Origin of the sequence: Streptococcus hepaticus, assembly GCF_043656315.1 — a bacterium.
Classification (GTDB): domain Bacteria; phylum Bacillota; class Bacilli; order Lactobacillales; family Streptococcaceae; genus Streptococcus; species Streptococcus hepaticus.
This window is the reverse complement of record NZ_JBINIY010000003.1, coordinates 91,572-103,938: the sequence shown is the minus strand read 5'-3', so window position 1 is coordinate 103,938 and position 12,367 is coordinate 91,572. Positions and strand designations below refer to the sequence as shown.

Sequence of the window (12,367 nt, the reverse complement as noted above, 5' to 3'; positions counted from 1 at the left end):
AGATGCAAACTTTTTTGTGAGGGCCTATATTTTCTTACTTCCAACCTACTTTCCTAAGAAGAGCACAGAAAAAGAAGCCGAAATAGAAATCCCTAGCTTCTCCTTTATATTCTTATGCGTACAAGAGTTTGAAAAGTGCTACTGCAGCAATACTTGCAAGGATAGGTGCCACAACTGGTACCCATGCATACCACCATTTTGAATCCGCTTTGGCTTGACCAAGTACAGAAACTGGCAAGATGTAGTGAAGGATACGTGGACCAAGGTCACGAGCTGGGTTAAGGGCTGGGCCAGTAGGACCACCAAGAGCAGCTACAAGAGCCATTACCAAGAAACCAAGTGCCAAGTGAGCAACGTTAAGTCCTGGGCTGATATAGTGATTTAATTGCATTGAAGTCGCTTTATCTGTAAGATCTGCACCTTGTGAAGTAACGTATTTCAATACTTCAGCACCGAAGTAGTTTTTAGTCAATGCCATTGCGCCGAAGAACAAGACAAATGAACCAAAGAATTCGTTCAAGAAACCGTTAATCCATGCAGCTTTACGGCTCTCTTTTGTACCGTCGTCAACCGCTGAGATTGTTGAGAATGAGCCCAAGATGTGGTTAGAGTTCTCAGTTTTCAAGAAATAAGGGCGGTAAACACCAACAACGACTGCTTGACCAGCAATTGCTCCAAGAATTTGAGCTGCGATGTAACCTGGTACCATGCTCCATTTAAAGTAACCTGAAACAGCCAAACCGATTGTGAAAGCTGGGTTGATATGGTTACCTGAAACATTACCAAACATAAGAGCTGGCATCATAACGGCAAGACCATAACCAAGGGCAATCACAATCCAACCTGAGTTGTTTCCTTTGGTACCTTTAAGGTCAACGTTGGCAACAGCACCATTTCCCAAGATGATGAGAAGGGCAGTTGCAAGAAATTCTGTAATGTACTTAATATGTACTGCTACGTCCATTTTTTGAGTATCCTCCAATATTTTTTAGACAATCCTTATTTTATCAGCTATAATGGGTTATGTAAAGGAAATACTCAAGATTAGGAGAATGTATGCGTTTTAATCAATTTTCATATATCCAATTCACCAAAGAAAGAATGCTAGAAGAGTTAGCCAAGCTCGGCTTTAACTTAGCAGAGGCTCGTTCTGACAAGGAAAACTTTGAACACTTCGTCCGTAAAACCTTCTTTTTAACAGAAGACACAGACACTGCCTTGGCAAATTTGTTGGCAGATTGGGAAACTGACCTCTTAACCTTTTTCCAATCAGACCGTCCTTTAACTGACAACATCTTCTATCAAGTCGCTTTTCAGTTATTGGGATTTGTGCCAAATTTTGACTACACAGATGTAGAGGAATTTCGTCAAAAATCCGGCTTCCCTATCATCTTTGGAGATATCATTAATAATCTCTACCAACTTCTCAATACTCGCACCAAATTTGGCTCACTCTTAGTCGAACAATTGGTCAGCGATAACTTGATTCCAGAAGACAATGATTACCACTTCTTTAATGGTAAATCCTTGGCAACTTTCTCAACCAATCAAGCTATTCGTGAAGTGGTCTATGTCGAAACGCCTGTCGACACTACAAAATCTGGCCAAACAGACATTGTAAAGGTTTCTATCCTTCGTCCAACTTACACTGGAAAAGTACCTGCTGTCATTACAAACAGTCCCTATCACCAAGGAACTAACGACAAAGCTAGCGACGATGCACTCCATAAAATGGAAGGAACATTAGCGCAAAAAGCTACTGGTCAAATCACCCTAGAAGAACCAAGTTTTGAAACATTGCCTGCTGATGAACGTGAGCTACCCATTTCTAAGGCAACTGAAAAATTAGGACATATTTCATCCTACTCTCTCAACGACTATTTCTTGGCACGTGGATTTGCCAGCATTCATGTATCGGGCGTGGGCACACTCGGCTCAACTGGTTATATGACCTCTGGTGACTATCAACAAGTAGCTGGCTACAAGGCAGTCATTGACTGGCTCAACGGTCGCGCACGCGCCTACACATCTCACAAACGTGATAAGATTGTCCTTGCTGACTGGGCAAATGGAAAAGTTGCAACTAGCGGAATTTCCTACCTAGGAACCATGTCCAATGCGCTGGCTACCACTGGTGTTGAGGGACTGGAAGTCGTTATCGCCGAAGCAGGAATCTCCTCTTGGTACGACTACTACCGTGAAAACGGCCTAGTCACTAGTCCTGGTGGATACCCTGGAGAGGACTTGGATAGCTTAACTGCTCTGACTTATTCTAAGAGCCTACAGGCAGGAGATTTCTTAAAGAATAAAGCGGATTACCAAGCTGGTATCAGTGCTGAGCGTGCCCAACTAGACCGCGAGTCAGGAGGCTACAACCAATACTGGCACGACCGTAACTACCTCCTCAATGCGGATAAGGTGCGTTGCGAAGTGGTCTTTACCCATGGTTCACAAGACTGGAATGTTAAACCACTCCACGTTTGGAATATGTTTCATGCTCTACCTGCAAGTGTCAATAAACATCTCTTCTTACATCACGGCGCCCACGTTTACATGAACAACTGGCAATCCATTGACTTCCGCGAATCCATGAATGCCCTTCTTAGTCAGAAATTGCTGGGCTACGAAAATGACTATCAACTACCTACTGTCATCTGGCAGGACAATAGTGCTGAGCAAGCTTGGACAAGTTTGACAGATTTTGCGGGTAGCCAACAGAAAGAATTTGCGCTTGGAAGTAGTCAAAAGGAGATTCAAAACCGCTATCCGGAAGAAGATTTTACTCGCTATGGCAAGGCTTATCTTAGCTTCCACCAAGACCTCTGGAATGACAAGGCCCATCAGATTACCATTGACCTGCCGATTGAGGAAGATATTCACCTCAATGGCCGCGCAACACTTCACCTCCGTGTCAAATCAAGCGTCAACAAGGGCTTGCTTTCTGCGCAGATCCTTGATTTTGGGGCTGCTAAACGACTAACAGCCATTCCAACCGTCAAAGAACGTAGTAAGTTAGATAACGGTCGTTTCTACGCTCAGGAAAATCTAACTGAATTACCATTTGTGGAAACGCCACATCGTCTGGTTACCAAAGGCTACCTCAACCTGCAAAACCGTAGCGATCTTTTGACCATTGAAGAAGTCAAGGCTGATGAATGGATGACTCTAACTTGGGAGTTGCAACCAACAATTTACAAGCTGGTAAAAGGAAGTACCCTACGCGTTACCCTCTACACCACAGACTTCGAAGTCACCGTCCGCGACAATAGCGACTGGACTATTTCCGTAGATTTGGAGCAATCTCGCTTAGAACTCCCAACAATCTAACAGTATGTGTAACAAAAATCGTGATTTCATAGAAATCGATTTTTCCCAGACTATTTTACTGTATTAGAGTCCACTCAGCAGTGGTTACCTCTCTAAAAACCAAAAAACTTGAGACTTTTGTCCCAAGTTTTTTTGTCGCATCAATACTGGTCAAAATGATGATAGAGATGTTCTAAGGCTTGGATTTCTTCCTGAAGGCGTTGACCAATGGTTGTATCCTTAACCAAAATACGGTGCGTTGCTTCTTCTACCAAACGCTGAGTAGACAAGACATCCCCACCATTTTCCAAGACCTTATCCACTCCCTCAAAAGGCTGGTGAGCCACTAGCTGCAGTCCATAGGAGTTGTAGACTAGCGTATAGCCGGCCAGCCCTGTTTTTTTCTGATATCCTTTGGCAAAACCACCATCAATCACCAGCATCTTCCCATCAGCCTTAATCGGAGTTTCTCCCGCCTTTTCCTTAACAGGCGTGTGCCCATTGACAATATGTCCATCACGACCAAGCCCAAATTCGTCCAGAATTCGATCACATATCTGAACTTGATTTCGTAGGGCAAAATAAGGATTTTTCTCCTCATGGTGAGTCCTTTTATCTGCGATATAATACCGTTCAAAGGTCGTCATCGCCTGTTTGCCAAAGAGAGACGAGGTCTCCCCAATCCACAGATACCAAAAAAGATCTGTCACAAGGTCATCAGAAACTTCAGGTTGACGATACGATTGACGGATACTCTTCTCATAGAAATCCAACAAAGCTCGACCAGCTAAATTTTCCCCATTCAGACGCAATGATTTAAAATCTCCATTGGTATGAAGGGGAATACAGCCGTGATAGAGTAGTTGTCCATTGTAGACACGATACATATTCCCTTTGGCAAAAAGAAAGTTCACATGGCGCTTGAGCCGTTCAGAAGTCTGAAAAGCTGTCAAAAGTTGCTGAATGAGTTGCTCTTCTTCCTCCGACAAGGCAAATGGCTGCGCTGGATTGATGCAGGAAGTTGTAAAATCCTTAAGCGGATAGGACCCGCTGTCCAAATCAATCTCACCTGTCTCATAATTTATTTTAGTCAGCAGTTGACGATGTTCTAAGAGAAATTCCGGCCTACGGTCAATGAGCTGGTGCTCTAGTTTGAATTGTAGAACTGCCGTTGCCTGCTGCAATTGATTGAGCAAATCTTCTTCTTCTTGGCTAATGAATCCTTCATCCAAGATTGGTGTAAAACTTGGTAAGGGAGCATAATGTGCCTGACTATAAGCAATTAGTTTCCGCAGATTGATCCCATATCGGTCTTCAATCAGGTCGATATTATTGTAGCGAGCGGCAATTCGGATAACATTGATCATGCAGAGTGGAGAGCCCGCCATTGCCCCCATCCAGGTAATATCATGGTTTCCCCACTGGATATCTACCGAACGTAGCTGACAAAGGCGGTCCAGTATCTTATCAGGTTCAGGACCACGGTCGTAAATATCGCCCACTACATGCAAGTGGTCAATGGTCAAATTTTGAATCAGATAAGCTAATGCAATGGCTAAATCATCTAGTTGCTTCAGCTGACGAACCTTCTTGATAATGGTTTTAAAATAGTCTGCCTTATCGTGACGACGCTCAATCTCAGCCAATAGCTCCTCGATGATATAGGCAAATTCTTGTGGCATGGCCTTACGAATTTTGGAGCGAGTATATTTGCTTCCGATAGAATGAAGAATCTGAATAAGGACAGGCAAATAGCTTTCGAGATAATCCTCCAACTGACGAACAGACCGTTTCTGACTTTCCTGCGCCAGCTTTTCCTCTGGATAAAACAGAAAAACAGCTATATCATCAAGAACCGTCTGATCAATACCATGGTCCACAAAACAGTCCCTAACCTTGTCTTTGAGCGACCCCGAGGCACTCCGCAAGATAGAGTCAAAAGCATCATACTCCCCGTGCAAATCGGATACAAAATATTCCGTTCCCTTGGGCAAATGACGAATGGCTTCAAGGTTAATCAACTCGGTTAAAACCGCTGTCTTGGTAGGAAATTTTTCCTTCAAGAGCTGGTAATAAGACTGCATAGACAACTCCTTTCTGGGGAAAGGTTATTGAAAGCGGAGCTGGTAAGAATAAAAGGCACTGTCTTGGGCAGGAATCATACGAACATTGTCCTTGTGTTCAAAAATATCATCCTCATCCATAAATGTTGAGGCACCACTCGTAGGTTCTAGGGCAATAAATGGACCACCCTTGGCCGACCAGACTAAGATATTGGCAAAATCTTGACAAATTAAGGTAACTGAATGCGGGCTCTTTGAACTGCGCAGAGTAACCTCCTTGGACTGAGCATGGTCAAAGACCAAGGCATCTTCCGAAAAGAGGTCATGTGTCAGAGCAATGTGTCGTCTGTCAAAATCCAGGACCTGACGATTTTCTCTATCCAACAAGCCCTTTTCTAAAATTGGGCTAGGCAATTCTTTCCTTTCCTCTTGCTCAAATTCTATCATATAATCCTCAAATTGCAAGGATTTATCTAATGGACAGTTGAAGGCTGGGTGTCCACCAATGAAAATTGGTATAGGTCTTTTTTCTAAATTGTTTACGATGTAATTTACTTGGATTTGCTGACCAACTAACTGATACTGCAAGAATAATTTGAAGGCAAATGGATACTGAGCTAGCATTTCCTGATCAGCTGTGATCGAGAAGATAATTTCACTGTCTGTTTGCTTTTCAAGAACAAATTCACGTTTGCGGACAATGCCGTGACGAGGCATACGAATAGTCTGTCCATCTTCTGTTTGTGCGGTATTGTTGCGTAAACTGCCACAGATTGGAAAAAGAACAGGCGCTTGACCAGCCCAATATTGTGGGTCAGCCTGCCAAAGGTATTCTAGTCCCTCATGGTTTTTAATAGAGGTTAACTGACCTCCTAAAGAATCAAAAGTTACGATTAAATCTTGATTTTCTAACGTATATTTCATAAAAATTTCCTTTATTTTACTTCTTCTACAGTCACTTGAGCATGTATATTGTCCAAGATTTCTGGGTCAAAATTGCCAGTAAATGGGGAAAGGGCGTTAGCTGTTCCTACCGCAATGGCGAACTTGAGACAATCCACTGGAGAATAATTACGCTCCAAAGCCACAGCAAAAGCCCCTACCATGGAGTCTCCACAGCCAACCGTGTTGACAGGATCAATCTTTGGCGGACGACCTTGATAGACCTTACCAGCGTGCAAGAGAACTGCTCCCTCACCTCCCAGTGAGATAAGAACATATTCAATGCCTTGGTCAACTAGCTTTTGACCATAAGTGATAACGTTCTCGGTGGATGAAATGGTCACATCAAAGAGCGCCTCTAACTCCTCTTGATTGGGTTTCACCATAGTTGGCTTAGCCAACAGACCTTCCTTGAAAGAAGCCCCACTAGAATCCAAAATAACCCGTTTCCCAGCTGCCTTAGTTTCTGCAATCAAAGTGCCATAAATGCTTGGACTGACGCCTTTGGGTAAACTACCTGAAATGGTAACAATGTTTGTCTGGTCTAACAATTGACGGAAATTGTCCAAAAAAGCCAATTCTTCTTCAGCCGAGACGGTAAAACCTGGCTCCAAAAACTCAGTGGATGAAAACTTGTCTTCCAAGATATTGATACAAGAACGTGTTTCCCCCTGCACCCAAGTAAACTGCGAAGCAATCTGGTCTTGTTCTAAGAGAAATTCCAGATATTTACCATTAAAGCCTCCTAGAAAACCTGTTGCAAGAACAGGCTGACCGCAGAGATTGACAATTTTTGTGACATTGAGCCCTTTACCACCAGCTGTGTTGCGGACTTCCTTAACCCGCATGACTATGCCTGGATTTAGTATACCATCTAGGACATAGGCCTTGTCAATAGAGGCATTTAGGGTAACTGTTGTTATCATGATAATCCTTTCTATATCAAAAGGAGTTGGGCTCAAGTCCAACTCCTAAATTTATTTAAGCTAAAATTGCAAGACGCAGTGGTTGATTGGCATCTTTGTTCGCTTTTCAAGCTTCAAAGATAGCCTAATCAACTGTGCGGGGGTGGGAGAGAAAAGATCCAGTGGACGTTTTCTGCCTGAGCTTAAAAAATAAGGGAGCGAAGGGAACTCTTTTTTAATTGCTATGAGTTCTTTCCCACTCCCCCTGTATTTTCTATCAAATTGGAGTTGCTAATTCTTCAACCAGATTAGCCAATTCTGTAATATTTTCCTTGCCTTGACTTTGGAACCACTCTACAGCTGCAGCTACACCAGATTCTTGGTAAACGGCTGTACCACCAGCCCATGTAGCACGACCGCAGAGCACACCATTAAAGGTGGAACCACTTTCCTTAGCAAAGCGAAGGGTCTGGCGGAAAAGGTCTGCGCTGACACCCGCACTTAGGTAAATATATGGCAAGTTGGTTGCGTCTGCTTGTTCCTTGTAAAAGGCTGCCGCTTCTTCCTTAGTATGTACTACATCATCTGAAAATCCTTCAACAAAATTCATGTCAACTGGCACTTCAACCTTGAGAACCGCTACATTGTAGCGTGGGTCTGCATAGGCTTTCATGGCTTCGATCACCTTGTGTGGTTTTACCTTAGCGTATTCTTTCTTGTCAGTGATGTTTGCGTCGTAGCTCACCAACTCAAGAAAGAATGGCAGATCTTCCGCAGCACATTCTGAACCGACACGCTCTACAAGAGCTTTCTTGACATCATTAATCTCGTCAGATTCATCCACATCCACATAAACCAAGAGTTTGATGGCATCCGCACCTGCTTCTTTGAGGCGCTTCACGCTAACATTGTCAATCAAATCTGGAAAACGACCTGGTGTGTTGGCATCATAACCCGTTTTTTCATAAGCCATGATGAGACCACAGTTGGCATCTTTCTTGCCAGCTGCAGGCAAACCATACTCAGGGTCTAAGAGAATTGAACTAGCATAAGGTGTCAGATTTTCAGAAACCAAAACCTTGAAAGACTCCAATTCTTCCTGACTGGCATCTGCGCCCAACATGCGACGAAGGGCTCCACGCTGGTCAATCGCCAAGGCTGAAATAATCCCATTTTTTGTTGTTAATTTTTCTAAACTTACCATTTTTAGTTTCTCCATTTACATTTTTCAAATAATAGTATGCAATTGTTTACGGTAAAGAATGGATAATAACCCCTTCCACGACACGGTTAACGGTACCAGTTGGCGATGGTGTGTCCGGTAAATTTTTGCATTTTAGGGCTGTCATAATGGCAAAGGTTTGTCCAAAGATGATGTATGGGAAGGTCAAGAGTGCATCTGGAAGAGACTCACCACCTGCTGCCAGGACAAAGGTTGGCACCTGCGTTTGCGGAATTTCTGTTGCGGACAGGGCTACGATACGGCGAACGATACCGTCATTTTGCACTTCGTTAAGCAGATCGATATCATACTGTTTGGTATAGGCATGGTTTGACATAAACTCAATGACAATCGTTTCTTCATTGATGAGGGATTTTGGTCCATGACGGAAACCAACTGGGCTTTCATACATGGTAGCAATCTGACCCGCTGTTAATTCCAAAATCTTGAGCTGGGCTTCATGGGCAACGCCAAACAATCCACCTGCACCAAGGTAAATCACTCGTTCAAAATCTTGGTTCACCAATTCTTGGATATAGTCTTCACGGTCCAAGACATCTTGACCCAAGCGAGCAATGGTCTCAATCCAGATAGCTTTTTCTTCTTGACTTACTGTAGAAAATACCAGTAAGGCTGTCAAGGTCATACAAGAATAGCTACCTGTCATAGCAAAGCCACCATCATTTGAACCCGCTGGTTGCAAGAGCAAGAGAGTCTTGTCATCTTCCGGAGCTAGCAAGGCTAATTTCCCATCTGCTGCACAAGTGATGAAAATCTGATAGCAGTCTTGGACAATTGTTTTCACGTGCTCAACCGCTGCTAAACTTTCTGGAGAATTTCCGCTGCGCGCAAAGGAGACCAAAATGGTTGGAAGATCCGCTTGAAGGTAGTCCTGTGGACGAGTGACCAATTCCGGAGAAGACACGGATAAGAAACGAATTTTCCGTAAATCATTGACTTGATTCAAGTGATTGACAATACTTTGTCCGACAAATTCAGATGTTCCGGCACCTGTAAAAATAACCTGTACAAAGTCGTGCTTAGCCTGAATGTCCGTCAAAAATCGCTCAATTTCTGGTAACTTGGCTTGATACAAGTCCCAAGCCTCACGCCAGAGACCAGGTTGTTGGTAGATTTCAGGAACAGTGATAATGGCGCCCAAGCGCTCTAATTCCTCTTTTGGCAAGTGAAACATAGTATTCCTCCTCTAGTGGTTATAGCCAGTTTTCTTTTATTGTACTCCAAAAGATATCAATCGTCAATAGAAAATCTATTAATATATAAAGCACCCTATAACTTCCCCCTTTGGATAGTAAAAAGAAGCTGGAAAACTATTCCAACTTCTACTTCATTCTTATCATCCGCCCAATATTTCCAGCTACAAAACGAATATTCTCCAGAGTTGTCTCTTTTTCCATAGCTTCAGATAGGGATTGGACCCTAGTCTGGATAGAAAAGACGGCTTGAAAGTCAGCATAGATAGATAAGTCAGCCCCACCAATCGCTCCACAAAGAGCAATGGTGGGGCAATGATATTTCCTAGCCAATCTAACAAGGCTGACTGGAACCTTGCCCTGAAATGACTGCCTATCCAAATGTCCCTCGCCCGTAATCACTACATCAGCTTGGACAAGCTTCTCCTCCAAACCAATCAGGTCAGCAATACTAGCAAATCCCGACTGCAGGCGACCACCTAAGAGGAGGATAGCTCCTCCAAGACCACCGGCTGCTCCGCTACCAGCCTGAGCCTGCAAATCCAATCCTTGTTCTACCCTTATCTTTTCCACAAAAGCTAGCGCACGCGCATCCTCCCTCTCTATCTGCTCAGGACTACCACCTTTTTGCGGACCAAAAATCCGAGCGTAGCCATCTGGACCGGCGTAAGGATTCCTTACGTCCGTCAGACCAATCAATTCTACCTGTTCAAATAAGACAGTCTGTCCGGTCAATTTCTCCAAAAAACCACGTCCGCCATCAGAAGTTCCGGTCCCACCCAAGGTCAGAAAAATCTGTTGACAACCTCGGCCAAGTGCATCTAAAACGAGATTAGCCAGACCAGCTGAAGAAGCCTGTTCAAATGTTTCTGGACTCGGTGAAATCTTGTCAATTCCGAGAAGACTAGCTGTCTCAATAAAAGCCCTATTTTCAGACAGCAAGTAAGTTACTTCTCTTGGATTCCCCAGTAAATCAGGTGCCTCCAGAGTTACAAATTCACCAGAAAGAGCCTGATAGAGAGACTCCAGAGTCCCTTCACCACCATCTGCAATAGCTACCGTATCGACCTGCATATCTGGAACTGCTGCCATCAAGCCCTCCTTGACAGCTTGATTGAGCTCAGATGATGTCGCCGAACCTTTAAATGAATCAATGGCAACTAAAACACGCATAGGACACCTCCTTTTCTTCTATTATAGCACAGCAAAAAGAGGCTGGACCACGGTCCAAGCCTCCTATTTTTTTTTCAAAGTATGCACCAATAAACCAATGACAAAACCAACTACCGCGAAGGAAACCCAACCGAGGGAATAAGCCCCTAGTGGGACAACCTTCTCAAAGAAATGAGCAATCGTTCCTGGCATTTTGAACAGACCAGTCATCCCTGCTAAGGTATTCAAGGCATCATAGAGCCCTGCTAGGAAAGTCCAAGCAATCGTCCAACGATAGACAACTGGATCCTGCTGGAACCATTTTCCACCTATAGCTAGAAGGATAATCGCCACTGTCAGAGGATAAAGCAAGAAGAGAACCGGCAAAGACCACTTGATAATCTCAGACAGACCGCCAAAGTAGAACGTTGCTGCAATCGCTGTAAAAATGGTCGCCCAAACCACATGAGAAACCTTAGGCACTAGCTTATGGAAATACTCCGCACAAGCCGTAATCAAGCCCGTCGCCGTCGTAATACATGCTAAGAAAATAACGACACCCAACACCGCACGACCGATAGCTCCCAAGTAAAAATGAGATGCCTGACTAAGCACATGACCGCCGTCAATAACTTGCCCCTTGAGTTGGAAATTTCCCGCTGTAAAATCGAACAAACTTTGAGAAGTCGCACCAATCCGAGCCACAAAGATATAAACCAAGGCAAGAAGAAGGCTAGCAACAATCCCCGACTTAAGCGTAATTCCTGCTATTTCTTGGTTGCTCTTAGCACCGAATACTTTAGCAGAATTGATGACAACAATAGAGAAAGCCAAAGAAGCCAAGGCATCCATTGTCCCATAGCCTTGAATCAGTCCTGCAATCAAAGGAAGATCGGCAAAAGCATCACTGGTTGCTGCTGACGCATTGTGAGCGGCTCCCATATTTCCAGCAGGATTGAGGAAGGAAGCCACTACCAAGACAGCTAATACAAAGAGCAAGGTCGGTGTCAGGTATTTCCCAATACGATCCGCCATTTTACTAGGCCGAATAGCTAACCAGTAAGAAATGCCAAAAAAAATGAGGGCATATATCACTTTAACCGCCATAGATGAGCCAAAAATAGGCTCAATCCCAATCGAATAAGATGTCGCTCCTGTCCGTGGAATCGCAAAGAAAGGGCCGATAGACAGATAAAGTGCTACGGAAAAGCAAAGAGCGTACAGTTTCGATACAGGACGTGAGATGGACTCCGCATCTTCTGTCCCCGTATAGGCAATGGCTGCTACTCCCATTAAAGGCAGGGTAACTGCTGTCAAGCAAAAACCCAAGACAGCCAACCAGACATTACTCCCTGCATAAATCCCTAAATAAGCTGGAAAAATTAAATTTCCTGCACCAAAAAAGAGGGCAAACAGCATGAGCCCAATAGTTATATAAGCTGTAAACGACGTTTTATATTTCATTCTATTCTCTTTTCTAGACTAATTAACTTCTCCATTCTAGCAGACTGAGTCACTAAATTCAAGGAAAACGAGGCTAGAACTCTATCCAGCCTCAATTTC

At 43.8% G+C, this 12,367-nt stretch carries 9 protein-coding genes; 1 reads left to right on the top strand and 8 read right to left on the bottom strand.

All coding sequences use genetic code 11. The annotated features are described in order from the left end of the window. Positions 1 to 112: 112 nt before the first annotated feature. The gene (gene gla / locus ACHUFA_RS04310; protein ID WP_222347723.1) at positions 113 to 964 is read right to left on the bottom strand and encodes an aquaglyceroporin Gla; all 852 of its coding nucleotides are present in this window, start codon (positions 962 to 964) and stop codon (positions 113 to 115) included. A gap of 92 nt (positions 965 to 1,056) precedes the next feature. On the opposite strand from gla, the gene ACHUFA_RS04305 reads away from it, so the two are divergent. Continuing rightward, the gene (locus ACHUFA_RS04305; protein ID WP_222347722.1) at positions 1,057 to 3,327 is read left to right on the top strand and encodes a Xaa-Pro dipeptidyl-peptidase; all 2,271 of its coding nucleotides are present in this window, start codon (positions 1,057 to 1,059) and stop codon (positions 3,325 to 3,327) included. 140 nt (positions 3,328 to 3,467) lie between these two features. Here ACHUFA_RS04305 and ACHUFA_RS04300 read toward each other — a convergent pair whose 3' ends face one another. The 7 genes from ACHUFA_RS04300 to brnQ all read right to left on the bottom strand — a co-directional run bounded on the left by ACHUFA_RS04300 (position 3,468) and on the right by brnQ (position 12,268). Next, the gene (locus ACHUFA_RS04300; protein ID WP_394405010.1) at positions 3,468 to 5,390 is read right to left on the bottom strand and encodes a fructose-1,6-bisphosphatase; all 1,923 of its coding nucleotides are present in this window, start codon (positions 5,388 to 5,390) and stop codon (positions 3,468 to 3,470) included. 24 nt (positions 5,391 to 5,414) lie between these two features. Continuing rightward, complete coding sequence (locus tag ACHUFA_RS04295) at positions 5,415 to 6,293, bottom strand: aldose 1-epimerase family protein (protein WP_394405009.1); 879 nt, start codon at positions 6,291 to 6,293, stop codon at positions 5,415 to 5,417. A gap of 11 nt (positions 6,294 to 6,304) precedes the next feature. Next, complete coding sequence (gene pfkB / locus ACHUFA_RS04290; RefSeq protein WP_222347719.1) at positions 6,305 to 7,237, bottom strand: 1-phosphofructokinase; 933 nt, start codon at positions 7,235 to 7,237, stop codon at positions 6,305 to 6,307. Between the two features lie 256 nt (positions 7,238 to 7,493). After that, positions 7,494 to 8,435, bottom strand: a complete 942-nt coding sequence (lacD, locus tag ACHUFA_RS04285) for a tagatose-bisphosphate aldolase (protein WP_394405008.1) — start codon at positions 8,433 to 8,435, stop codon at positions 7,494 to 7,496. Positions 8,436 to 8,466: 31 nt separating this feature from the next. Beyond that, a complete protein-coding gene (locus tag ACHUFA_RS04280; protein ID WP_222347717.1) occupies positions 8,467 to 9,633 on the bottom strand; it encodes an SIS domain-containing protein in 1,167 nt (388 codons plus the stop codon). A gap of 148 nt (positions 9,634 to 9,781) precedes the next feature. Further along, a complete protein-coding gene (locus ACHUFA_RS04275) occupies positions 9,782 to 10,825 on the bottom strand; it encodes a glycerate kinase family protein (protein WP_394405007.1) in 1,044 nt (347 codons plus the stop codon). A 63-nt stretch (positions 10,826 to 10,888) separates the two neighbouring features. Then, positions 10,889 to 12,268: a branched-chain amino acid transport system II carrier protein gene (brnQ, locus tag ACHUFA_RS04270; RefSeq protein ID WP_222347715.1), complete on the bottom strand. Its 1,380-nt coding sequence runs from the start codon at positions 12,266 to 12,268 to the stop codon at positions 10,889 to 10,891. Positions 12,269 to 12,367 lie beyond the last annotated feature (99 nt).